This is a genomic window from Homoserinimonas sp. A520 (genome assembly GCF_054489245.1).
Window position 1 is genome coordinate 546,137 of record NZ_JBTMWX010000001.1, and the last position, 22,540, is coordinate 568,676.

Below are 22,540 nucleotides of genomic sequence, written 5' to 3' on the forward strand. Positions count from 1 at the left end.
CCGGGCATGGCCGCCCGTGTGATCCTCGCCCCGAACCCCGGGCCGATGACGCTCGAGGGCACCAACACCTACGCGCTCAGCGCACCAGGCTCGACAACCTGCGTGATCGTGGATCCCGGCCCGGAGGATGCCGGCCACATTGCGAAGCTCGTTGCGCTGAAACCGGAGTTGATCCTGGTCACGCACCACCACGCCGACCACACGGCGGCGAGCGCCGAGCTGCACCGGCTGACCGGGGCGCCCGTGCGCGCCGTCGACCCCGCGCACTGCCACGGTGGCAGCCCGCTGACCGACGGCGAGGTGATCGAGGCGGCGGGTGTGAGCATCCGCGTGCTGGCGACGCCCGGCCACACCAACGACTCGGTGTGCTTCGTGGTGGACGGCGCCGTGCTCACCGGCGACACCATCCTCGGGCGGGGCACCACGGTCATCGACGGGTCGCTCGCCGACTACCTCGACTCGCTGCAGCTCCTTCGCGCGTTCGGCTCCGCGAGGGTGCTGCCGGCCCACGGTCCGGAACTGGATTCGATCGCCGACGCCTGCGACGCGCTCATCGCCCATCGCGAGATGCGCCTGGACGAGGTGCGCGCAGCACTGTCGCGAATAGGGGCGGATGCGACGGTGACACAAATCGCGGATGCCGTCTACCCGGACATCGACCCCGCGGTGCGCTTCGCCGCCGAATTGTCTGTGCAGGCGCAACTCGAGTACCTCCGGTCGCGGTAGGTCGACGGGTCGCTCCGGAGTGCGCAGTGTCCCCGTCGCTAACGACGGGGATACTCGCAACGCGCCGGGACCAGCCGCGCGAAAGTCGGCGTGCCGCGAGTATCCCCGTCGTTGGCGACAGGTTTGTGTGGGAGGGGTAACGTGCGCTCTAGCTAGCGGCGAAGCGCGGGCAGCACGTCGCGGCTGAACACGTCGATCCACTCGCGCTGGTTGCGGCCGACGTTGTGCAGGTAGATGCGGTCGAAGCCGAGGTCGACGAACTTCTGGATATACGCGCGGTGCACGTCCGGGTCGGCATCGATCACCATCCGCCCCTCGAAATCCTCCGCCCGCACCAGCTTCGCCATCTGTTCCAGCTCGAACGGGGAGCGGATGTCGCCCTTCGGGAACCTCATGCCGCCGTTCGGCCACTCGTGCAGCGCGTTGGCCATCGCCTGCTCGTCGGTCGGTGCCCACGACACGTGCAACTGCAGCACCTTCGGCATGGTCGCCGCATCCCTGCCGGCTTCGCGCGCGCCCTGGGCGAAGCGGTTGAAGAGCACTTCGAGCCGCTCGCGCGGTGCTTCGACGGTGATGAAGCCATCCGCCACCCGCCCGGCCCGCTTCGCCGTGACCGGCCCGGAGGTCGCCACCAGCATTTCCGGTGCGACGGCGGGCATCGTCCACAGCCGCGTCGACTCGAGTTTGTAGAACTCACCGGCGTGCTTCACGTCCTTGCCGGCCAGTGAAGCGCTGAACAGTTTCTTGATGATCTCGATGGCCTCGAACATCCGGTTGATGCGTTCGTGCGCTTCCGGCCAGTACTGTCCGACCACGTGTTCGTTGAGCGCCTCCCCCGAGCCGATTCCGAGCCAGTGGCGTCCCGGATACATGGCGGCGAGGGTGGCGGATGCCTGTGCCACCATCGCCGGATGCCACCGGAACGTCGGGGTGGTCACCCCGGGCCCGATGTCCCCGGTGGTGCGCTCGGCGATCGCCGTCAGCACGTTCCAGACGAACGCGCTCTGCCCCTGAGCCGGAACCCAGGGCTGGAAGTGGTCGGTCGCCATCACCCCGGTGAAGCCACGCTGCTCCGCATACTCGGCGAGCGCGACGGCCTCCGCCGGCGGGAACTGCGCGAGCATCGCGGCGTACCCAATGGAAACAGCGCTCATACGATCAGCCCAGCGCCCGAATGCGCGGGGCGAGGTCGCGCTCGAACAGTTCGACGAAGCGCTTCTGGTCGTGTCCGGGACCGTGGAACACGAGGTGGTTGAGCCCGGCGTCGATGTATGGCTTCACCTGGGCGACCACCTCGTCGGGGTCGGAACCCACAATCCAGCGCTTGGCGACCTGCTCGATGGGGAGGGCATCCGCTGCCGCCTCCATCTCGATGGGGTCCTCGATGGAGTGTTTCTGCTCCGGCGTCAGCGATAGCGGCGCCCAGAATCGGGTGTTCTCGAGCGCGAGTTCGGGGTCGGTGTCGTAGGAGAGCTTGATCTCGATCATCCGGTCGATGTCGTCTGGATTGCGTCCGGCCTGTTCGGCGCCCTCCGCGACGGCAGGCAGCAGCTTCTCGGTGTACAGCTCCATGCCCTTGCCCGACGTGCAGATGAAACCGTCGCCGGCGCGACCCGCGTAGCGCGCGACGACCGGACCGCCCGCTGCGATGTAGACCGGGATGCCTCCCTCTGGCACATCGTAGATCGAGGCGCCATCGGTTCGGTAGTACTCACCCTCAAAGGTGACGCGGTCGCCGACCCAGAGCTGGCGCATCAGGTCGACGGCCTCGCGCAAACGGGCGAGGCGCTCCTTGAACTCGGGCCATTCGCCCTTGAATCCGGTTGCGATCTCGTTGAGCGCCTCGCCGGTGCCGACGCCGAGGAGGATGCGCCCCGGGTAGAGGCAGCCCATTGTTGCGAATGCCTGGGCGATCACTGCCGGGTTGTAGCGGAAGGTCGGCGTCATCACCGAGGTGCCGATCTGGATGCGCTCGGTGCGCTCGCCGACCGCAGCGATCCAGGCGAGGGAGAACGGGGCATGCCCACCCTTGTGCCGCCAGGGCTGGAAGTGGTCACTCACGGTGACGCTCTCGAATCCGTGCTTCTCCGCCATCACTCCGAGCTCGACCAGTTCGCGCGGGGCGAATTGCTCGGCGGATGCCTTCAATCCCAGTTTCAGCATGTGTCCACGCTACCGGCCCTCCTCCCGCCGGTCTGATCCCAAATGAAGGAAACTTTCGTGAAAATGCGGCTCCAGCCCATGAAAGTTGTGACGTGGACGGGGTTTTTCCTTCATTTAGGATCAGGGACGAGGGGCGGCGACTCAATAGGCTGGGGGCATGCGCGTCGCCACCTGGAATGTGAACTCCATCCGCACCCGTCACGGTCGAGTCGTCGACTGGCTGCTGCGGGAGGACGTCGACGTGCTCGGCATGCAGGAGATCAAGTGCAAGCCGGAGCAGTTCCCGCTGGAGGCGTTCGAGGAGGCCGGCTACGAGGTGGTCGCGCACGGCCTGAACCAGTGGAACGGCGTCGCCTTCGCGAGCCGCCTGCCGATGACGGATGTCGCCACCGAGTTTTCGGGCCAGCCGGGCTTCCTGAAGGGTGAGGAGGGCCCCGGCCTGCCGATCGAGGCCCGCGCGCTCGGTGTCACGGTGGCCGACCTGAGGCTGTGGAGTCTGTACGTCCCGAACGGGCGATCGCTGGAAGACCCGCACTACATCTACAAGCTGGACTGGCTGGCCGCCCTGCGCGAGGACGCCGCCGCCTGGCTGTCGGAGGACCCCGGGCTGCGGCTCGCCCTGATGGGCGACTGGAACGTCGCCCCGACGGATGCCGACCAGAACGTGCCCGGCCTGGTCCCGGGGTTGTCCACCCACATCTCGGTACCGGAACGCACCGCGTTCAACGCCTTCATGGAGGCCGGGCTGACGGATGTCGTGCGCCCGCTCGTTCCGGAAGGCTTCACCTATTGGGATTACAAGCAGCTGGCTTTCCCCCGCAACGAGGGCATGCGTATCGACTTCATCCTGGGCTCGCCGGCGTTCGCCGAGCTGGTGACCGGTGCCAGCATCCACCGCAACGAGCGCAAGGGCGACGCCCCGAGCGACCATGTTCCGGTGGTCGTCGACCTGGACGTCGAGGTCGACGACGACCGCCCGATGATCTTCTAGGGAGCGAGCATGCCCGTCCTCGACCACATCGTCTACGCCACTCCCGACCTCGACGCCACGGCCGCCGACCTGACCGAACGGCTCGGCCTCGCCCCGGCACCCGGAGGCAGCCACCCCGGCATGGGCACCCGCAACCTGCTCTACGGCCTGGGGGATGGCCGGTACTTCGAGCTGATCGGGCCGGATGGGGCACAGGATGTCGCCCCACGCTGGTTCGGGATCGGCGCCCTGACCAGGCCGCGCCTGGTCGGCTGGGCCATCCGCACCGAGAAGATCGACTTCGTCGTCGCCGGTGCGCGTGAGCGAGGCTACGACCCGGGAGAGCCGGTCGCCATGTCGCGTCAGGCGGAGACGGGCCTGCTCTCGTGGCGACTGACCATGCCGAAGGACACCGTGCTGCCGTTCCTGATCGAGTGGGGTGACACCCCGCATCCGTCGACCCGCGAATTGCCGCAGCTGACCCTCGAGTCGTTCGCCGGCGAGCATCCGGACCCCATCCGGGTGCGCGAACATTTGGGCAGCCTTGGCGTCGGCCTCACGCTCCGGCGCGCTCCGCAGACCAGGCTCACAGCGGTGTTGGGCGGGCCTGCGGGCACCGTCGAACTTCGCTGACGGCAACCACGCATGAGTTCCCACCCTTACAATCAAGCGATGAGCGTAGTGGCCCCCGACACTCGCGACAGCGGCGCTGACGACGGCAGCTTCAGCCCGGTGGTCGCGTCCATTTTCAACACCCTGTTGAGCGGCATCCATGAGGGTCGCCTGCTCCCCGGTGAGCGGATCAGCGACGGCGCCCTGGCCGAACAATTCCAGGTCTCCCGCACACCGGTGCGCGAAGCCATCCAGCGGCTGCGCGACCTCGGGCTGGTTGAAGCATCCGCCAGCCGCTACACGCGGGTGGCATCCGTGACTCCGGAACAGACCGCGCAGGCAATGGTCGTCTGGACCGCCCTCTACGGCGCGCTCGTCGATGAGGTCGCCGCCCGTGTTCCGGGCGACGTTCGCGAGGCAATGGCGCACGACCATGCCACCTACATCGCCCAGTTGGAGACGCTCGATTACCCGGCGATCGCGACAGCCAACTTCGCGTTCTTCAGCCACCTGATGGCGCTCTCCACCAACCCGATCCTCACTGACGGCATCACTCGGGTCGTGCACCTGATCAGGCTCGGCAGCCTCGACCTGCCCCACGCCATCGATATCGCTGCGGTGGCGGATGCGCAGCTGCAGTTGTTGCAGGCTGTCACCGTGGGCGACCGGCGCCTCGGTCGCCAGGCGATCGACAGCATCCGCGCCATCGAAATCCCCCAGGAGTAGGCGCTACACCCCATCCGCTCCCAGCGCAACGCTGGTTTCTTCAGGCTGGCCGGAATAGCCTCAAGGCATGCCACACCTCGACGTGAACGGAGCGCGCCTCTACTACGAGACGGAAGGGCCGGCCGTCGCGCCCGCGTTGCTGCTCATCCACGCCGGCATTGCCAGCCTGCGGATGTGGGATCCCCAGGTTCCCGCCCTCGCCAAGGACCACTTCGTCATCCGTTACGACACCCGCGGCTTCGGCGAGACCACCACCGACGACATCGAATTCTCCGATCATGCGGATGCCCTGGCCATCCTGGACCAGGTGGGCGCCCGGCGGGCCACGGTCATCGGCTGCTCCCGCGGTGGGCGCATCGCGATCGACCTGGCCATCGAGCATCCGGAGCGGGTGGGCGGACTGGTGACCATCGGTTCGGGGCCGAGCGGCTTCCCCGACACGGAGCTCACCCCGGAAGAGGACGCCATCTCCGACAAGATGGACGCCGCCTTCGAGGCGAAGGACTGGAAGTCGCTGGGCGACCTCGAGGTGAAGTTGTGGAGCATCGGCCCCGCCCGCCGGGAGGAAGACCTCGACCAGGAGTTCGTCGCCAGGGCGTACGAACTGAACGCCGTCAACCTGCAGCACGCGGAAGAGGCAGCCGCGCACGTCCCCCTGGAGCCGCCCGCATTCGACCGCGTCGTCGACATCGACGTGCCGACCCTCGTGCTCGTCGGCGACCACGACGTCAGCGAGTGCCTCGCGCAGTACGAGTACCTGTCGACCGCCATCCCGAAAGCCGACAGCGCGCGCTTCCCGGGGTCGGCCCACCTGCCCAACGTTGAGCAACCGGAGGAATTCGAGCGCATCCTGCGACAGTGGCTCGCACAACACGGGCTGTAGAGAAACGGATGCCTGCAGCCGCCGGGTAGGCAACTAACCCCCGCCCAGCGTGAAACGGCTGCGTCGCGGGCATCCGCCGCGCAACGATGCGCAGGAACGGTCAAGGAAACGCTGACATTCGACCGTTACGCTGGAGGTACGCATCTATTCAGGACGACGGGAGGTAAAACCATGTCGCAGGTCACGAACACCAGCAGCCCAATCATCGGTGAGCCCGAGGTCGTCGAAGACGCCGTCACGAGCACTGAACTCGCGCAGCACCCGGCCTGGCTTCGCCTCAAGGCCGCCGCCGTCGCCATGCAGGCCCTCCAGTCGCAGGATGGATCGGTCGAGTCGGAGAAGGCGGAAGCCACCTCCCATATTGCGGCCATCACCGCGGCGGTCGAAGAGCTGGCGCCGTTCTTCCGTCACGATGCCGCCTACCTGAGCGCCCTGGTCAACGACTTCGAGCGCTGGGTCGCCGACGGCCTGGGAGTGCCGGACTTCTACGACTCGTTGATGGCGTTCCAGCCGCAGCAAAGCCGGGTTGACGGCATCCGCCACCTGGTCGTGTTCCCGATGTACACGCAGAACGGCAGCACGTCGCGCCTGGTCGAGGCGGTGCTGATCGAGGTCATCTGGCCGGAGTTCATCAGCGAGCTCGAGGCGGGGGAGTACTCGAACAAGCTGTTCGTGCCGATCCGGTTCATCGACTTCACTCCCGGCTACGACACCAACTCGGCGGTGCTGTTCCCGGAGACGGTCGCCATGCGGCAGATCCCCACCTTCACCTGGGGTGCGATCTTCGCCGACCGCGAGGCCGCCCGGTTCCGCCGGGTGGTGCGCGCAGCATCCGAGATCACCAGGCTCGAACTGCCGGCCGAGGCCGCCGAGCTGCTCGACGACCAGACGCTGGCGGAAGAAACGTTCGTGATGTGGGACCTCATCCACGACCGAACCCACATGCGCGGCGACCTGCCGTTCGACCCGTTCATGATCAAGCAGCGGATGCCGTTCTTCCTGTACTCACTCGAAGAGCTGCGCTGCGATCTCACCGCATTCCGCGAGTCGGTGAAGCTCACGCGTGCCGAGGACACCGACGAGAAGACCCGCAAGCACGCCAAGCTGGTGCAGTACGCGGTGATCTTCGACCGGATCTTCCGCTTCGCCCTCACCGGCAGCCGGGTGCGCAACTACGACGGACTCGGTGGCCAGCTGCTGTTCGCCTGGATGCACCAGCACCACGTGCTGCACTGGACTGACACCCAGCTCACCATCGACTGGGACGAGGTTCCGGATGTCGTCAACCAGCTGGGCGAGGCCATCAACGACCTGTACTGGCGGTCCATCGACCGGCCAAAGGTGGCGCACTGGCTGGCCGCGTACGAACTGGTCACCTCGACGGTCACCCCGAACCCGGCATCCGTCTGGGCTCACGGTGAGCTGCCGCTGGATGGTCCGGCGAAGGAGCTCACCAACCTGGTGATGGACGACGAGTTCCCGCTGTCGATGTTCTTCGAGGCGCTGTCGAAGAAGATGACGGAGACAATCGAGTCGACTTCCGGGATCACGGCCGAGACCGCTTAGGCCCCCTGTGGGTTGAGTAGCGCGCCAGCGCGTATCGAAACCAACTCGGTTTCGATACGGTCGCTTAGCGACCTACCCAACCCACAGGAAACGTCAGTCGAGCTCTTGCCCGGTCCGGTCCCGCGCGAACGCGACGGCCGCGATCGAGATCACGGCGCACACGCCGATGAGGATTCCGACCCCGGTGTAGTTGTTCGCGGCGGCGACGATCGCGGTCGCGATGAGCGGCACCGGGCCGCCGGCGATGGCGGCGCCGACCTGGTAGCCGAGCGACGAACCGGTGTAGCGAACATCCGCCGGGAACGACTCCGCGAAAAAGGTGCCGATAATCGCGCCGTAGCTCGACCAGATCAGCGAGAAGCCGATGATCAACGCAGTCAACAGCCATCCGAAGGTCATCTGGTTCATCATCCACAGGAACGGGACAGTGAACACCGCTGCGGCGACAGCCCCGACGATGTAGAGCCTCTTGCGCCCGATGCGGTCGGACAGGGCACCCCAGGCGAGCATCGCCGGGATCGCGAGCACCGCCGCGATCAGCACCGCGTTGAGCGCTTCAGTCTGCGAGTAGCCGAGGGTGACGGCGTAGCCGACCGAGAAGGTGGCGAACAGGAAGAAAGTGGCTGTCTCGATGAACTTCGCGAGGATCACGATGACCACCTCGCGCCAGTTGCGCTTCAGCGTCAACACGAGCGGGACACGAGCGGTCGCCTTCGTCGCGACCACCTTCTTGAACGACGGGGTCTCATCGACGGTGTGACGGATCCACAGGCCGACCGCCACCAGCACCACGGAGATAAGGAACGGGATACGCCAGCCGATCGAGAGGAACGCTTCCTCCGGGAAGATCGCCAGGCTGCCGGTGGCAGCAAGGTTGCCGAGCGCGAGCCCGAGGAGTGCACCGGTCTGCGGCACTGCGCCCCACAGCCCGCGGCGCTTCCGCGGCGAATACTCCACCGCCATCAGCAGGCCGCCGCCCCACTCGCCGCCGAGCGCGAGACCCTGCACAAGACGCAGGAACGTGAGCAGGATGGGCGCCAGCACGCCGATCTGGTCGTAGGTCGGCAGCAGGCCGATGAGCACCGTGGCAACACCCATCATCGTGAGGGTGATGACGAGCGTCTTCTTGCGGCCGATCCGGTCACCCATATGGCTGAAGATGATGCCGCCGATGGGCCGGATGAGGAACGACAGGGCGAACGCCGCGAGTGCGAGCATGGTGCTCAGCGTCGGGTCGTCAGTGCGGAAGAACAGAGGGCCGAAGACGAGTGCCGACATCGTTCCGTAAAGGAAGAAGTCGTACCACTCGACCGCGCTGCCCACGGCGGATCCCGCTAGGGCTCGGCGACGGTCGGCTGGGGTGACCAGGTCGGCCTTGTCCACCACTTCAGGGCGTTCGTCGAGAGTTGTCATGCTGGTGGTGCCTTTCTTCATTGAATGGGGTGCGACAGGTCAATGTCGCGGTCGTGGATAACTCCGGGGGCTCAGGCGGCCTGGGCAGCCAGGAGGTCGAGTGCGACGTCGACGATGAGGTCTTCCTGACCACCGACGAGCTGGCGGCGGCCGACCTCGAGCAGGATCGTGTGGGCGGGTATTCCATACTTGGCGGATGCCCGTTCGGCGTGCAGCAGGAACGACGAGTAGACGCCGGCGTACCCGAGCATCAGGGTCTCGCGGTCCACCTGGACCGGGCGGCGCTGCAGCGGTCGAACGATGTCGTCTGCGGCGTTCATCAGGCCGAACAGGTCGGTGCCGTGGTTCCAGCCGAGCTTGTCTGCGACGGCGATGAACACCTCGAGTGGGGCGTTTCCGGCGCCGGCACCCATGCCGGTGAGGCTGGCATCAACCCGGTTCGCTCCGGCCTTGACCGCTGCGACGGAGTTGGCGACGCCCAGGGACAAATTGTGGTGGGCGTGGATTCCGACCTCGGTGGCCGGGTCGAGCACGTCACGCAGCGCATTGACCCGGTCGGTCACGTCGTCCATTGTCTGGGCGCCGGAGGAGTCGACGACGTACACGCACTGCGCGCCGTAGCCCTCCATCAGCTTCGCCTGCTCCGCCAGTTTCGCTGGCGTGGTCATGGCGCTCATCATGAGGAAACCGGTGGTGTTGAGTCCCAGCTCGCGTGCCGTCGCGATGTGCTGCGCCGAGACATCCGCTTCGGTGGAATGCGTGGCGACACGCACATAGCTGACGCCGGCGGATGCTGCGCGCTTGAGGTCTTCGATCGTCCCGACGCCGGGCAGGAGCAGGGTGGCGATCGAGATGTTCTTGGCCACCTCGGCCGCAGCCTCGATCAGTTCGGTATCGGAGTGCCGCGAGAACCCGTAGTTGACGCTGGAGCCGTTCAGTCCGTCGCCGTGGGCGACCTCGACGCTGTCGACCCCTGCCTTATCCAGTGCGGCGACGATGGCACGCACGTCGTCGACGCCGTACTGGTGACTGACGGCGTGGCTGCCGTCACGCAGGGTGACGTCGCTGATGTACAACTTGTCTTTCGTGGGGTCGAACATGGCTCAGGCCACCTCCTGCATGGTGAGGGATCGGGTCGCGATCGTCTCTGCGGTGCGCAGAGCGGCCGAGGTCATGATGTCGAGGTTGCCTGCGTACGCGGGCAGGTAGTGGGCGGCGCCCTCCACCTCGAGGAACACGGTTGTCTTGAGGCCGGTGAACTCCCCGACGCCCGGCACGTTGACCGGCTCGGTCACGTCGTCGAACTGCACCTGCTGTTTGAGGCGATAGCCGGGCACATACTCCTGCACCTTGGCCACCATGGCGGCGACGGATGCCTCGATGGCGTCACGGTCGCCGTCGGCGCTGAGCGCGAAAACGGTGTCGCGCATCATCACGGCAGGCTCGGCCGGGTTCAACACGATGATCGCCTTGCTGCTGGCCGCTCCGCCGACCTCGCGGAGCGCGGCCGCGGTCGTCTCGGTGAACTCGTCGATGTTGGCGCGCGTTCCTGGGCCGGCTGACCGGCTCGAGATCGATGCGACGATCTCGGCGTAAGCCACCGGAGTGACAGCGGAAACAGCTGCAACCATCGGGATCGTCGCCTGCCCGCCGCAGGTGACCATGTTGACGTTCGGGGCGTCGAGGTTGTCCTCGAGATTGACGACCGGGATGCAGTACGGACCGATCGCGGCCGGAGTCAGGTCGATCAGGCGGATGCCCGGCTTGGCTTCGGTGAGCTTCCGCGAGTTGTATGCGTGGGCACCGGCGGAGGTCGCATCGAAGACGATGTCGATGTCGGCGAAGACGTCGTGGTCGATGAGGCCGTCGACGCCGGTTGCGATCGCGGTGACGCCGAGACGCTCTGCGCGGGCGAGTCCGTCCGACTCTGGGTCGATGCCGACCATTGCGGCGATGCGGAGGATGCCGCTGCCGCGCAGGATCTTGATCATGAGGTCGGTCCCGATGTTGCCGGAACCAATGATTGCCGCGCTAATGGGCTGTGCCATCCGCTTCTCACTTCTGTGTGGTCGAGCCTGCTGGTGGGGGAAAATTCCGGGGGAACTCGTTCGCGCGATACGCGTAGTGTTCGACTTGTCGCGACTCGTTCGATATATAGAACACGAATTTCTGCGGCGTGTCAAGCGGCGGCATTTGCAAAGGTGTGGCAGAGGGGATATCCATAGAGGCATGGCCAGACTGACGCCCGCCGTGATGAGGACACTCGACATCCTCGAGCTGTTCCTCGATGACGGCCGGCCGCTGAGCGCCCCCGACGTCGGGCGGCTCACCGGATTTCCGCGCACTTCCGTGCACGAGCTGCTATCAACGCTGGTGACGCGGGACTACCTGCAGCGGGACGAACTGACCAACACGTACCGGCTCGGCGTGCGACTGCTCCACCTCGGCAACGCCTACTCGTCCCGCTTCGACATGCTGACGGCCGCGAACGCCGTCGCCCGCGACCTGTCTGAACGCAGCAGGGAAACGGTGAGCGTCGCCCTACGGGAGCGGTCAGAAGTGTTCTACCTGGCCAAGATCGAAGGCCGCGACACCGCTCGGCTGCCTTCCAGCATCGGGCAGCGGCTACCCGCTAGCGTCACTGCACTCGGCAAGGTGCTGCTGGCGGACATTCCGGAGGAGAAGCTGCAGGAACTGTATCCGGACCCGGCGAACCTCCCGGTGTTCACCGAACGGAGTATCCGCACGCTGCCGGCGCTCGAGACGGAACTAGCGGCAGTGCGCGAACGCGGTGTGGCGTTCGAAGACGGGGAATCGACCCCGGGCATGCGGTGCGTCGCCGCAGGGGTGCTCGACGTGTCCGGTGCAGTGGCGGCCGCCATCAGCGTCTCGGTGCCGAGCGCCCGCTGGGAGCAGCATCCGGAAGAGCACTGGGTCGAACTCGTCACCGAGAGCGCGGCAACCATGTCTGCCCAGCTCGGATACCTCGAGCACGGCGAGGGTGCCGCCCAGGCTTCGTAGCAGCCGGCTCCGCCGCAGGGCGGATGCCCGGGCATCCGCTCGCCGCTAGCGTTGAGGCGTGAGTGAAGCATGGGTGAGGCCGCGCCCCGACGCAGCCAGCTACCGTGGCGATGCGATTGCAGCGACACTGGTCGCCGCGGGGACGATCGTCAGCCTGTTCCTGCACGACCGCGTCGGGTACTTCGACGAACCGGCACCGGGCTGGCTGAGCGCCCTGGCGATCGCGGTGCTCACCGTCCCGCTGGCTTTTAGGCGCCGCTATCCCGCAACGGTCGCCATCCTCGTCTCGATCGGCTTCTTCGTTGCGCTTCAGTTCTCCGTTCCCGAGCTGCTGTTCATCAACATCGCGCTGTTCATGGCGATCTACACGTTGGGCGCCTGGGGGCAGAACCGGCGGGTGGCGAACCTCGTCCGCGTGGCGATCATCCTCGGGATGTTCGTCTGGATCGCCGTGAACCTCATCATCACGGTCAGCGATCCGGAGTTGATGCCGGAAGTTTCCCGGTCGGGACTGTTCTCGCAGTTCGCCTCGGTCGCCACCATCCAGATCATCACCAACATCCTGTACTTCGGCGGCGCCTACTATTTCGGGAACGCGATGTACGCATCCGCCCGTCAGCGCGCCGACCTGGAGGCGCGAACCACGGAGCTCGCCCAGGAGCGCGAGCACAGTGCTGCACAAGCCGTCGCCCTCGATCGCGTGAACATCGCCCGCGAGTTGCACGACGTCGTCGCCCACCACGTGTCCGTGATGGGGGTGCAGGCCGGGGCTGCGCGCCGGGTGATCCAGTCGAACCCGGCGCAGGCATCCGAGTCGCTCGAACTCATCGAGCGCAGCGCCCGCGAGGCAGTCGATGAACTCCACCGGTTGCTGACCACACTGCGCAGCACAGAGTCGGATGCCGCATCGCAGAGCTCGAGCACCCTCGGCGTCGACCAGCTCGCCGCCCTGGCGGAATCGACCACGACCGCGGGCGTTCCCACCCGGTTCCAGGTCATCGGCGAACCCCGCGAAGTAACCACGCTGGCCGGTTTCACGCTATACCGCATCGCGCAGGAAGCCCTCACCAACGTGCGCAAGCACGCTGGCCCGGATGCGACGGCGGACGTTCGACTGCGCTACGAACCTGATCGGGTTGAACTCGAAATCGTCGACACCGGCACCGGTCATGGCACCGGCAACGGGCGCGGGCTGGGCCTCGTCGGCATGCGGGAACGCATCGCCGCAGCCGGCGGCGAGCTTGAGGTCGGTCCTCGAATGCGAGGCGGTTATCTGGTGCGAGCCAGCGTTCCCACGACGGTTGCCGACACGGCGGCGGTGACCGGATGACATCCGTCCTGCTGGTCGACGACCAGGAGCTGGTGCGCGCCGGCTTCCGCATCATCCTGAACAGTGAACCGGGCATCGACGTCGTCGGCGAGGCGGCGAACGGAGCCGATGCGGTTGCCAGCGCCCGGGCGCTCCGACCCGACGTGATCTGCATGGACGTGCAGATGCCCGGCATGGACGGACTGGAAGCTACCCGCCTGATCGTGTCGGACCCGGAGGTGCACGCCGGCATCCTGATCCTGACCACCTTCAACCGGGAGGACTACCTCTTCGAGGCGCTCCAGGCCGGGGCGAGCGGGTTCCTGCTGAAGACGGCCAGCCCCGAGCAGCTGGTTGAGGCGGTCGCCGTGGTCGCCCGCGGGGACGCCCTGCTCTCCCCCGACGTGACGCGCAGCGTGATCGAGAGGAGTGTGAGGCAGCGCAGTGTTGGTCTGCGAAGTGTTGATGAGCGCAATCTGACGCCGACTGCATCCGCTCGCCCGAAGCCGGACACCGGCCTGACCGAGCGCGAGGCGGAAGTGCTGGCGTTGGTCGCCCGCGGTTGGTCGAACGCCGAGATCGCGTCGTCGCTGTTCCTCGGCGAGGCGACGGTCAAGACGCACGTGTCGAAAGTGCTGCAGAAGCTTGGGGTGCGCGACCGCGTGCAGGCCGTCGTCTTCGCCTACGAGAACGGCCTGGTCTCGCCCGCCCCCTGACCATTAGTGCCCGTTCCGGAGAGATGCACCCGTTGCGCCGGGCACATCTCTCCGGAACGGTCACTATTGCAGGGTCCACCTCAGGGCGGAGGCGCAGACCAGCCGTGGGACGGATGCCCGGCATCCGCTGCCTGCATAACCTTGAGAACGAAGACCACCAGTGGGAGGGAACCCGTGCTGCAACTCGACTCCATCAACCGATCATTCGGCGAGCGGCGCGTTCTGCGTGACGTGTCGTTCACGGTCGGCAGCGGACGCATGACCGGCTTCGTCGGCGGCAACGGTGCGGGCAAGACGACCACCATGCGGGTGATCCTGGGGGTGCTATCGGCCGACTCTGGCACCGTCACCATCGACGGTGCCGAGCTCACCGCGGAGCGCCGCTCCCACTTCGGCTACATGCCGGAGGAGCGCGGGCTGTACCCGAAGATGAAGGTGCTCGAGCAGATCGTCTACCTCGGCCGCCTGCACGGGATGCCGCCGGCCCAGGCACAGGAGAGTGCGGACGGCCTGCTCGAGCGGCTCGGCCTCGGCGAGCGCAAGAACGACACCGTCGAAAGTCTCTCGCTCGGCAATCAGCAGCGCGCCCAGATCGCGGCCGCACTCGTGCACGACCCCGAGGTTCTGGTGCTCGACGAACCGTTCTCCGGCCTCGACCCGATCGCCGTCGAGACTGTCATGTCGGTGCTGAAGGATTACACGGCGCGCGGCGTTCCCGTGCTGTTCTCCTCCCACCAGCTCGACATCGTCGAGCGTCTCTGCGACGACCTGGTGGTTATCGCCGACGGGGAGATCCGGGCGAGCGGATCCCGTGAAGGCCTTCGCAGCGAGCACTCCCGGGACCGCTACGAGCTGCAACTCGACGGGGACACCGGATGGCTGCGCGCCGAGCCGGGTGTCACGGTGCTCGAGTTTGCCGGCGGCTACGCCTTATTCGACGTCGACAGCAACGACACGGCTCAACGAGTGCTGCAGCGGGCCATTCAGATCGGTGCCGTTCACTCGTTCTCACCGCAGCATCCGTCACTGTCCCAAATCTTCCAGGAGGTCATCCGATGAGCACCAGCACCTACCAGACCCCCGGGATGGCGCAGGCGACCTGGCTGGTCGCCGAACGCGAAATCCGGATGCGACTGCGCAGCAAGGCATTCCTCATCTCGACCGGCGTGCTGCTGCTGATCGTGCTCGCGTCGGTCGTCATCGGCGGCATCATGGGCGCCAACCCGACGCTTCCCAAGGTCGCCGCGGTCGGCACGGCCGTGTCGCTGGCGGAGGAGAGTGGCGCACTCGAGGTCGTTGAGGCCGGCTCCGTCGACGAGGCGGAAGAGCTGGTGCGCTCCGAAGAGGTCGAGGCCGCCATCGTGCCGTCATCCGGCCCCACCGGTGTGAGCGTGATCGGGCTCGACAGCGCTCCATCATCGGTGCTGAGCGTGATGAGCGTCTCCCCCGATGTTGAGGTGCTCGAACCGCTGGGGCAGAACCCGTTCCTCGCCTACCTGGTAGCCGTCGGCTTCGGTGTCGTCTTCCTCATGTCGGCGATGACTTTCGGAACGACCATCGCCCAGAGCGTTGTCGAGGAGAAGCAGACCCGCATCGTCGAGATCCTGATGGCCACGGTGCCGGTGCGCGCACTGATGGCCGGCAAGATCCTCGGCAACAGCCTCCTCGCCTTCGCCCAGATCGTCCTCATCGTCGGACTGGCCGGGGTCGGGATGCTCGCCTCCGGGCAGGACATCCTGCTGGCCGACGTCGGCCCCTCCCTGGTCTGGTTCGTGGTGTTTTTCACCTTCGGCTTCGTGCTGCTCGCGGCCCTGTACGCGGCGACGGCGGCGCTGGTCTCCCGGCAGGAGGACGTCGCATCCGCCACAGCCCCCGTCACCTACCTGGTGATGATCCCCTACTTCCTGGTCATCTTCTTCAACGACAACCCCCTCGTGCTCGGCATCATGTCGTACGTGCCGTTCTCGGCGCCCGTCGGCATGCCGATGCGCGTGTTCCTCGGCGCCACCCAGTGGTGGGAGCCCTTGCTGGCGCTGGTGATCCTCATCGTGTCGACCATCGTCGTCATCGGTGTCGGGTCGCGGATGTACTCGAACGGGCTGCTGAAGATGGGCGCGCGGGTGAAGCTCGCCGAGGCCCTGTCGAAGTAAGTCGAGGGAATTTTCGGGGTACAAACTGCGTTGTACCCGTTGCGATCGAGCAGAAGGAGGTCGCAATGGCACGAGTAAATGAAGAAGTAGAACACCCCACCGGCGCAGTAGAGAAGTACCGCCGCCACCCGAACGGGCGCGGATGGGTCTCCCCCGGTGCGGTCGTACACCCAAGCACATTCGTCTCGGAGATGGCCTACGTGGAGTCCGGCGCCGAGATCGGCGAAGACAGCTGGATCGGTCCGGGAAGCTGGATCGACCGCGGAGCACGAATCGGCAAGCGCGTCTTCGTCGGTGCGAATGTGCACGTGGGCGAACGCACGCAACTGGCCAGCGGGGCACGGGTCGGCAGCCACTCCAGGCTCGGCAATGACGTCAAGGTCGGCGCACTCGCGCGCATCGAACGGGACACCACGATTCCCGACGGCGGCGAAGTGACCGCATCCTCCCGCGCCTGGACAACTGGCGCGCCAGCGACCCGGCCGTACGCGGCCTCGCGTCGCCTGAAGCAGCACGCCCACAGCGCAGCCTGAGCGCCGCGCCGCCTGAGCCGCAGCATCCGCTCACCCGTCAACTGAAGACAGCCCTGGACACGTACCGTGTGCGGGGCTGTCCGTTGTTGACGGGTGGGGACGCGCCCGGATGAGAGACTGGTGGGCGTGAAACTTCATGACGAGAACTACCGCGGATTCGCCAGCGACAACTATGCGGGGGCCCACCCCGAGGTGATGGCGGCACTCGCCGAAGCCAATGGTGGCCACCAGGTCGCCTACGGGGAAGACGTGTACACGGCGAAGCTGCAGGATGTCATGAAGCACCACTTCGGCGAGCGCGCCGAAACCTTCCCCGTGTTCAACGGGACGGGCGCGAACGTCACTGCGCTGACGAGCGTGCTCCCCCGCTGGGGCGCGGTCATCTCGGCCAAGACGGCGCACATCAACACCGACGAGAACGGCGCCCCCGAGCGGATCAGCGGGCTGAAGCTGCTCACCGTCGAGACGGCGGATGGCAAGCTCACCCCCGAACTGATCGACCAGGAGGCCTGGGGCTGGGGCGACGAACACCGCGCACAGCCGCTCGCCGTCAGCATCACGCAGACCACGGAACTCGGCACGCTGTACACGGTGGACGAGATCCGCGCTATCGCCGACCACTGCCATGCCCGCGGGATGGTGCTGCACATGGACGGCGCCCGGCTCTCCAACGCGGCTGCGGCCCTGGGCGTTCCGTTCCGTGAGTTCACGACGGATGCCGGCGTCGACATCCTGAGCTTCGGCGGCACCAAGAATGGCCTCATTTTCGGTGAGGCCATCGTGCTGTTGAACCCGGATGCCTCCGAGGGCTTGATCTACCTGCGCAAGCTGAACATGCAGCTGGCCTCCAAGATGCGGTTCGTGTCCGCCCAGCTGATCGCGCTGCTCAGCGACGACCTCTACCTGCGCTCGGCCGGACATGCCAATGCGATGGCGGCGCGGCTGCGTTCCTCTCTCGAGGACGGCATGGCATCCGGCGCGATCGGTGGGCTCGGCTTCAGCCAGGCGACCGAGGCGAACGCCGTTTTCGCGGTACTGCCGGCCGGTGTCGCCGACCGCCTGCGCGAGAAGTTCCGCTTCTACGACTGGGACGCGGCCAGGAACGAGGTGCGCTGGATGTGCTCCTACGACACCACCGAGGCCGACATCGACGCGTTCGTCGCGGCCATCCGCGCCGAACTCTCCTAGTCCGCAATAGTGCCCGTTCCGGAGAGATGCACCCGTTCCGCGGGGCACATCTCTCCGGAACGGGCGCTATCGCAAAGGTAACTCCTAGGCTGGCGGGATGAGATTTGGCATGTTCGTCCCGCAGGGCTGGCGCTTCGACCTGGTCGGCATCGACCCGGCTGACCACTGGTCGACCATGAGCGGGCTGGCTGCGCACGCCGACGCCGGGCCGTGGGAGTCGATCTGGGTGTACGACCACTTCCACACCTCGCCGGTGCCGAGCGAGGAGGCGACGCACGAGGCGTGGTCCCTGATGGCGGCCTTCGCGGCATCCACCAGTCGCATCCGGCTCGGCCAGATGTGCACCTGCATGACGTACCGGAACCCCGCCTACCTGGCGAAGGTGGCATCCACCATCGACGTGATCTCGGGCGGCCGCGTCGAGATGGGCATCGGCGCCGGCTGGTACGAGCACGAGTGGCGCGCGTACGGCTACGGTTTCCCGGGCGCCGGCGAACGGCTCGGCAGGCTCGACGAGGGCGTTCAGATCATGCGGCAGGCCTGGAGCACCGGCAGCGCCACGCTCGACGGCAAGCACTACCAGGTGGATGGCGCTATCGTGCGCCCGCTCCCGTTGCAGGAGGGCGGCATCCCGCTGTGGATCGCCGGCGGGGGCGAGAAGGTCACGCTGCGCATTGCCGCGAAGTACGCCAACTACACGAACTTCGTGAACACCCGGGACACCTTCAGCCACAAGAGCGACCTGCTGAAGCAGCATTGCGCGGAGGTGGGCACCGACTTCGACGCAATCGTGCGCAGCTCCAACTTCAACACCGTGATCGCCAGCACCGAGGCCGAGGTGAAGGAGCGCCTGCGTGCCCTCGAGGCCCGGCTTTCGCGCTACCTGAGTCCGGAAGCGACCGCAAAGCAGCTGCACGAGTACGCGTCAGCCAACGCTGTCGGCACCCCCGAGCAGGTGGTCGAGCGGATGCTCCACCTGAAGTCCCTGGGGCTCGGCTACGCCATCCACTACTTCCCCGAAGCGGCGTACGACCGCTCGGGCCTCGAGCTGTTCGAGCGCAAGGTCATGCCCGCGCTGCAGTGACCCGCCATAGTGCCGGTCAGAACGCGGCCGGTGCGCCCTCTTGCCGGTCGACCGTGAGCGACTCCCCGTCCGACGACAGCCCGACGAGCACCGTGTCCCCGTCGCGAATGCGCCCGGCCAGGATGGCGTTCGCCAGCCTGTCATCGATCTCCTTCTGCATGAGGCGACGCAGCGGGCGGGCACCATAGCTGGGGTCGTAGCCGCGCTCGGAAAGCCAGGCACGGGCATCCGGTGTCACCGCCAAAGTCAGGCGCCGCTCCTCGAGGCGTGTCGACAGGCGGTCGATGTACAGCTCGACGATCTGGGACAGGTCCTCCATCGACAGGCTGGAGAAGATGACGATGTCGTCGAGCCGGTTCACGAATTCGGGCTTGAACGCCTGGCGGACCATCGCGTTGACAGCATCCTCCTTCGCCTGCTGGGTCAGCGTCTGGTCGACCAGGTACTGGCTGCCGAGGTTGGAGGTGAGGATCAGGATGGTGTTGCGGAAATCGACTGTGCGACCCTGCCCATCCGTCAGCCGACCGTCATCGAGAACCTGCAACAGGACGTCGAAGACTTCCGGATGCGCCTTCTCGACTTCGTCCATCAGCACGACGCTGTAAGGACGGCGGCGAACGGCTTCGGTGAGCTGCCCACCCTGTTCGAATCCGATGTACCCGGGGGGCGCACCGATCAGGCGCGCAACGGTGTGCTTCTCGCCGTACTCGCTCATGTCGATGCGGATCATGGCCTTCTCGTCGTCGAAGAGGAACTCGGCGAGCGCCCTGGCCAGCTCGGTCTTACCGACGCCGGTCGGTCCGAGGAACAGGAACGATCCGGTCGGGCGGGCGGGGTCCGCGATGCCGGCCCGCGAGCGGCGAACCGCGTCCGAGACCGCACCCACAGCACGCCGTTGGCCGACCAGGCGCTTGCCCAGCTCAGCCTCCAGGTGCAGCAGCTTCTCGGTCTCGCCCTGCAGCAGGCGGCCGACCGGGATGCCGGTCCAGGCCGCGACCACGGAGGCGATGTCTCCGTCGGTGACCTGGTCGTTGACCATCCGCTCACCCTGCACTTCGGGGTGCTCAGCCTGGTCGAGGCTCTTCTCGATCTCCGGAATGACCTCGTAGTTCAGCCTCGAGGCGTCCTGGTATTCCCCTTCGCGCATGGCACGGTCGAGGGCGATGCGTGCCTCGTTGAGCCGGGTCTTCAGCTCACCGACATCCTGCAGCGCGCCCTTCTCGCTCTTCCACCGCTTCTCCAGCTCGTCCAGCTTCTCCTGCCGCTCGGCCATGTCGGAGCGCAGCTTCTCCAGGCGGGCACGGGATGCCGCGTCCTTCTCCTTCTTGAGCGCGAGCTCTTCGATCTTCAGCCGATCGACCGCGCGCTTCAACTCGTCGATCTCGACCGGGGAGGAGTCAATCTCCATCTTCAGCCGACTGGCGGCCTCATCGATCAGGTCGATGGCCTTGTCCGGGAGTTGCCGCCCGGAGATGTACCGGTTGCTCAGCACGGCGGCGGCGACCAGCGCGTTGTCGGCGATGGCGACACGGTGGTGGGCTTCGTAGCGTTCCTTGAGCCCGCGCAGGATGGCGACGGTGTCCTCAACGCTCGGCTCGCCGACGTACACCTGCTGGAAACGACGTTCGAGCGCGGCATCCTTCTCGATGTATTCGCGGTACTCGTTGAGGGTGGTCGCGCCAATCAGCCGCAGCTCCCCACGGGCGAGCATGGGCTTGAGCATGTTGGATGCCGCGACCGACCCTTCGCCGCCACCGGCACCCATCAGGGTGTGCAGTTCATCGACGAAGGTGATGATCTCGCCCTCAGCGTCGTTGATCTCCTTGAGGACGGCCTTCAGGCGCTCCTCGAATTCGCCGCGGTACTTGGCACCGGCGACGAGCGCTGCCAGGTCGATGGCGACGAGTCGCTTACCCTTCAGCGAGTCGGCGACGTCGCCGGCGACGATGCGCTGGGCGAGACCCTCGACCACGGCGGTCTTTCCGACGCCGGGCTCGCCGATGAGCACGGGGTTGTTCTTGGTGCGCCTGGTGAGCACCTGGCTGACACGACGGATCTCCGCATCGCGGCCGATCACCGGGTCGAGTTTTCCGGCGCGGGCGATCTCGGTCAGGTCGACGCCGTACCGCTCGAGTGCGGTCTTGGCGTCCTCTTCAGAATCAGGTGCGCCCTGCATGTTCGCCATGGTTATCCGTTCCTCAAAGTTGAGTCGTACAGACTCAAGTTTATTCGCTTGGTACTCAGGTTGCCAGCGTCGGCGTGCGCTCGAAGCGAACGACCCTCTCGAGTGCGAGTTCTCGTGGGTGAGGTCAGGCGCGCGCTCATGGGGTCGCCTCCATGCGGGTGGACACTGTCACGGTGAACTTGGGGTTCTGGCCGACCAGGCGGGTCGGCCCGACCGAGCGCATCAGAGCCGCCCGATACTTCAAGTGCGAGTTGAATACGGTCCACAGCTCGCCGCCGGGTTTCAGCACGCGGGCGGCCTCGTCGAACAGGGTCAGGGCGACCCCGGCGTGCACGGCCGAGCCGACATGGAACGGCGGGTTCAGCAGGACCAGGTCGGCGCAGGCATCCGGCTGCTTACTCAGTCCGATGTCGCGGGCAACGGTGAACGTCAGGTCGTTCGCCTCTGCTGTTGCGCGAGCGGATGCCACGGCCGCCCAGGACTGGTCGGTCGCCAGGATCGCCAGGTCGGGTCGGCTGCGCGCGAGGGCGGCGGCCAGGATGCCGGTGCCGCATCCGAGGTCCACGGCGGTGCGGGCATCCGCCTTCATCTCGCGCAGGAAGCTGAGCAGGTACCGCGTGCCGATGTCGAGCTTGGTGCCGGCGAACGCGCCGCCGTGCGCGCACACCCACAGGCCGAGGTCGTCGTGGAATTCCCGCTGCGGGTACTGCCCCTCGGACGGCTTGGGGCCGCGCGCGACCAGCACCCGTGACTTCTGCCTGGCCAGTGTCGCCGACACCGACCCGAAGTGCTTCCCCAAGACGTCGTTCATCGCCTGCGTGATGTGCTTGAGGCGTCCGCCGGCGAAGACCACGACCTCCGGGTCGGCGTGCCGAGCGATCGCCCCGGCGATCTCGTCGAGTTCGTTCAGGCTGCGCGGCAACTGCAGCAGCACGACGCGGGCGCCGGTCAGCAGCTCTGCGCCCAGCCCATGGTTCTCGAACCGGTCATCCAGCGCGGCGGCCGCGGCGTTGTGGCCGAGGGCGAACTCACTGCTGAGCGGGTCCTGGAACACGCGGATGCCGTGCGCCCCATGGCGGGCGGCCGCGCCGAGGGTCAGGGCACCGTAGCGGTCGCCGATGACCCCGACCGAGGTTGGGTGCGCGGCAAGGTCCGCGGCGGCTTCATCGAGGATGAGCCGGTCGCTCGCGTCGACGGCGAACAGGTTCTCGGCCTCCACGTCCGGAAACCGGCGCAACGCGCCAAAATCGAAGTCCGGGTCGAAGTCGACCATCGCCCCTCCCGACTCCCCGTCC

Annotated in this window: 21 protein-coding genes; 14 read left to right on the top strand and 7 right to left on the bottom strand. The window is 66.7% G+C overall.

Going from position 1 to position 22,540, the window contains the following annotated elements; genetic code table 11:
• The first annotated feature begins 6 nt into the window (after nucleotides 1–6).
• Entirely contained in the window at nucleotides 7–726 is a 720-nt protein-coding gene (locus tag ACX3PH_RS02750) for an MBL fold metallo-hydrolase (protein WP_459089134.1), read from the top strand.
• Between the two features lie 152 nt (nucleotides 727–878).
• Here ACX3PH_RS02750 and ACX3PH_RS02755 read toward each other — a convergent pair whose 3' ends face one another.
• Entirely contained in the window at nucleotides 879–1,880 is a 1,002-nt protein-coding gene (locus tag ACX3PH_RS02755; protein ID WP_459089136.1) for a TIGR03557 family F420-dependent LLM class oxidoreductase, read from the bottom strand.
• A gap of 4 nt (nucleotides 1,881–1,884) precedes the next feature.
• On the bottom strand, nucleotides 1,885–2,889 hold the full coding sequence (gene fgd / locus ACX3PH_RS02760; protein ID WP_459089138.1) for a glucose-6-phosphate dehydrogenase (coenzyme-F420): 1,005 nt from the start codon (nucleotides 2,887–2,889) through the stop codon (nucleotides 1,885–1,887).
• Between the two features lie 157 nt (nucleotides 2,890–3,046).
• Between fgd and ACX3PH_RS02765 the strand changes: the two genes are divergently transcribed.
• The 5 genes from ACX3PH_RS02765 to ACX3PH_RS02785 all read left to right on the top strand — a co-directional run bounded on the left by ACX3PH_RS02765 (nucleotide 3,047) and on the right by ACX3PH_RS02785 (nucleotide 7,646).
• Nucleotides 3,047–3,880: an exodeoxyribonuclease III gene (locus ACX3PH_RS02765; protein WP_459089140.1), complete on the top strand. Its 834-nt coding sequence runs from the start codon at nucleotides 3,047–3,049 to the stop codon at nucleotides 3,878–3,880.
• Between the two features lie 9 nt (nucleotides 3,881–3,889).
• Complete coding sequence (locus tag ACX3PH_RS02770; protein WP_459089142.1) at nucleotides 3,890–4,492, top strand: VOC family protein; 603 nt, start codon at nucleotides 3,890–3,892, stop codon at nucleotides 4,490–4,492.
• A gap of 39 nt (nucleotides 4,493–4,531) precedes the next feature.
• The gene (locus ACX3PH_RS02775) at nucleotides 4,532–5,197 is read left to right on the top strand and encodes a GntR family transcriptional regulator (protein WP_459089144.1); all 666 of its coding nucleotides are present in this window, start codon (nucleotides 4,532–4,534) and stop codon (nucleotides 5,195–5,197) included.
• 67 nt (nucleotides 5,198–5,264) lie between these two features.
• The gene (locus ACX3PH_RS02780; RefSeq protein ID WP_459089146.1) at nucleotides 5,265–6,080 is read left to right on the top strand and encodes an alpha/beta fold hydrolase; all 816 of its coding nucleotides are present in this window, start codon (nucleotides 5,265–5,267) and stop codon (nucleotides 6,078–6,080) included.
• A 171-nt stretch (nucleotides 6,081–6,251) separates the two neighbouring features.
• Complete coding sequence (locus ACX3PH_RS02785; RefSeq protein WP_459089148.1) at nucleotides 6,252–7,646, top strand: DUF6421 family protein; 1,395 nt, start codon at nucleotides 6,252–6,254, stop codon at nucleotides 7,644–7,646.
• Between the two features lie 93 nt (nucleotides 7,647–7,739).
• Here ACX3PH_RS02785 and ACX3PH_RS02790 read toward each other — a convergent pair whose 3' ends face one another.
• The 3 genes from ACX3PH_RS02790 to ACX3PH_RS02800 form a co-directional block, all read right to left on the bottom strand.
• On the bottom strand, nucleotides 7,740–9,059 hold the full coding sequence (locus ACX3PH_RS02790) for an MFS transporter (RefSeq protein WP_459089150.1): 1,320 nt from the start codon (nucleotides 9,057–9,059) through the stop codon (nucleotides 7,740–7,742).
• Nucleotides 9,060–9,130: 71 nt separating this feature from the next.
• On the bottom strand, nucleotides 9,131–10,159 hold the full coding sequence (gene dmpG / locus ACX3PH_RS02795) for a 4-hydroxy-2-oxovalerate aldolase (RefSeq protein ID WP_459089152.1): 1,029 nt from the start codon (nucleotides 10,157–10,159) through the stop codon (nucleotides 9,131–9,133).
• A gap of 3 nt (nucleotides 10,160–10,162) precedes the next feature.
• Nucleotides 10,163–11,107 (bottom strand): acetaldehyde dehydrogenase (acetylating), encoded by a 945-nt coding sequence (locus ACX3PH_RS02800; RefSeq protein ID WP_459089154.1) that lies wholly within the window; start codon nucleotides 11,105–11,107, stop codon nucleotides 10,163–10,165.
• A 181-nt stretch (nucleotides 11,108–11,288) separates the two neighbouring features.
• Between ACX3PH_RS02800 and ACX3PH_RS02805 the strand changes: the two genes are divergently transcribed.
• From ACX3PH_RS02805 to ACX3PH_RS02840, 8 genes are all read left to right on the top strand, one after another.
• Nucleotides 11,289–12,080, top strand: a complete 792-nt coding sequence (locus tag ACX3PH_RS02805) for an IclR family transcriptional regulator (protein WP_459089156.1) — start codon at nucleotides 11,289–11,291, stop codon at nucleotides 12,078–12,080.
• 58 nt (nucleotides 12,081–12,138) lie between these two features.
• Entirely contained in the window at nucleotides 12,139–13,410 is a 1,272-nt protein-coding gene (locus ACX3PH_RS02810) for a sensor histidine kinase (protein WP_459089159.1), read from the top strand.
• Nucleotides 13,407–14,105, top strand: a complete 699-nt coding sequence (locus ACX3PH_RS02815) for a response regulator (protein WP_459089161.1) — start codon at nucleotides 13,407–13,409, stop codon at nucleotides 14,103–14,105. Before ACX3PH_RS02810 ends, ACX3PH_RS02815 begins: the two co-directional genes overlap by 4 nt.
• Nucleotides 14,106–14,279: 174 nt before the next feature.
• A complete protein-coding gene (locus tag ACX3PH_RS02820; protein ID WP_459089163.1) occupies nucleotides 14,280–15,164 on the top strand; it encodes an ABC transporter ATP-binding protein in 885 nt (294 codons plus the stop codon).
• Complete coding sequence (locus ACX3PH_RS02825) at nucleotides 15,161–16,255, top strand: ABC transporter permease (protein ID WP_459089165.1); 1,095 nt, start codon at nucleotides 15,161–15,163, stop codon at nucleotides 16,253–16,255. Before ACX3PH_RS02820 ends, ACX3PH_RS02825 begins: the two co-directional genes overlap by 4 nt.
• Nucleotides 16,256–16,320: 65 nt before the next feature.
• Nucleotides 16,321–16,788 carry a DapH/DapD/GlmU-related protein gene (locus ACX3PH_RS02830; protein ID WP_459089167.1) on the top strand — a complete coding sequence of 156 codons (468 nt, stop codon included), beginning with the start codon at nucleotides 16,321–16,323 and terminating at the stop codon, nucleotides 16,786–16,788.
• Nucleotides 16,789–16,908: 120 nt separating this feature from the next.
• Entirely contained in the window at nucleotides 16,909–17,976 is a 1,068-nt protein-coding gene (locus tag ACX3PH_RS02835) for a threonine aldolase family protein (protein WP_459089169.1), read from the top strand.
• A 97-nt stretch (nucleotides 17,977–18,073) separates the two neighbouring features.
• Entirely contained in the window at nucleotides 18,074–19,060 is a 987-nt protein-coding gene (locus ACX3PH_RS02840; RefSeq protein ID WP_459089171.1) for an LLM class F420-dependent oxidoreductase, read from the top strand.
• Between the two features lie 16 nt (nucleotides 19,061–19,076).
• On the opposite strand, the gene ACX3PH_RS02845 is transcribed toward ACX3PH_RS02840, so the two are convergent.
• Together ACX3PH_RS02845 and ACX3PH_RS02850 are read right to left on the bottom strand one after the other, a co-directional pair.
• Nucleotides 19,077–21,245 (bottom strand): ATP-dependent Clp protease ATP-binding subunit, encoded by a 2,169-nt coding sequence (locus ACX3PH_RS02845; RefSeq protein ID WP_459089173.1) that lies wholly within the window; start codon nucleotides 21,243–21,245, stop codon nucleotides 19,077–19,079.
• Between the two features lie 136 nt (nucleotides 21,246–21,381).
• Complete coding sequence (locus ACX3PH_RS02850; RefSeq protein WP_459089175.1) at nucleotides 21,382–22,518, bottom strand: class I SAM-dependent methyltransferase; 1,137 nt, start codon at nucleotides 22,516–22,518, stop codon at nucleotides 21,382–21,384.
• Nucleotides 22,519–22,540: the final 22 nt, after the last annotated feature.

What these genes read in the sequence shown, in the direction of transcription:
- ACX3PH_RS02750 (WP_459089134.1), top strand. Translation starts at nt 7, where the DNA reads ATGGCCGCCCGTGTGATCCTCGCCCCGAACCCCGGGCCGATGACGCTC.
- ACX3PH_RS02755 (WP_459089136.1), bottom strand. Translation starts at nt 1,880, where the DNA reads ATGAGCGCTGTTTCCATTGGGTACGCCGCGATGCTCGCGCAGTTCCCG.
- fgd (WP_459089138.1), bottom strand. Translation starts at nt 2,889, where the DNA reads ATGCTGAAACTGGGATTGAAGGCATCCGCCGAGCAATTCGCCCCGCGC.
- ACX3PH_RS02765 (WP_459089140.1), top strand. Translation starts at nt 3,047, where the DNA reads ATGCGCGTCGCCACCTGGAATGTGAACTCCATCCGCACCCGTCACGGT.
- ACX3PH_RS02770 (WP_459089142.1), top strand. Translation starts at nt 3,890, where the DNA reads ATGCCCGTCCTCGACCACATCGTCTACGCCACTCCCGACCTCGACGCC.
- ACX3PH_RS02775 (WP_459089144.1), top strand. Translation starts at nt 4,532, where the DNA reads ATGAGCGTAGTGGCCCCCGACACTCGCGACAGCGGCGCTGACGACGGC.
- ACX3PH_RS02780 (WP_459089146.1), top strand. Translation starts at nt 5,265, where the DNA reads ATGCCACACCTCGACGTGAACGGAGCGCGCCTCTACTACGAGACGGAA.
- ACX3PH_RS02785 (WP_459089148.1), top strand. Translation starts at nt 6,252, where the DNA reads ATGTCGCAGGTCACGAACACCAGCAGCCCAATCATCGGTGAGCCCGAG.
- ACX3PH_RS02790 (WP_459089150.1), bottom strand. Translation starts at nt 9,059, where the DNA reads ATGACAACTCTCGACGAACGCCCTGAAGTGGTGGACAAGGCCGACCTG.
- dmpG (WP_459089152.1), bottom strand. Translation starts at nt 10,159, where the DNA reads ATGTTCGACCCCACGAAAGACAAGTTGTACATCAGCGACGTCACCCTG.
- ACX3PH_RS02800 (WP_459089154.1), bottom strand. Translation starts at nt 11,107, where the DNA reads ATGGCACAGCCCATTAGCGCGGCAATCATTGGTTCCGGCAACATCGGG.
- ACX3PH_RS02805 (WP_459089156.1), top strand. Translation starts at nt 11,289, where the DNA reads ATGGCCAGACTGACGCCCGCCGTGATGAGGACACTCGACATCCTCGAG.
- ACX3PH_RS02815 (WP_459089161.1), top strand. Translation starts at nt 13,407, where the DNA reads ATGACATCCGTCCTGCTGGTCGACGACCAGGAGCTGGTGCGCGCCGGC.
- ACX3PH_RS02825 (WP_459089165.1), top strand. Translation starts at nt 15,161, where the DNA reads ATGAGCACCAGCACCTACCAGACCCCCGGGATGGCGCAGGCGACCTGG.
- ACX3PH_RS02830 (WP_459089167.1), top strand. Translation starts at nt 16,321, where the DNA reads ATGGCACGAGTAAATGAAGAAGTAGAACACCCCACCGGCGCAGTAGAG.
- ACX3PH_RS02840 (WP_459089171.1), top strand. Translation starts at nt 18,074, where the DNA reads ATGAGATTTGGCATGTTCGTCCCGCAGGGCTGGCGCTTCGACCTGGTC.
- ACX3PH_RS02845 (WP_459089173.1), bottom strand. Translation starts at nt 21,245, where the DNA reads ATGGCGAACATGCAGGGCGCACCTGATTCTGAAGAGGACGCCAAGACC.
- ACX3PH_RS02850 (WP_459089175.1), bottom strand. Translation starts at nt 22,518, where the DNA reads ATGGTCGACTTCGACCCGGACTTCGATTTTGGCGCGTTGCGCCGGTTT.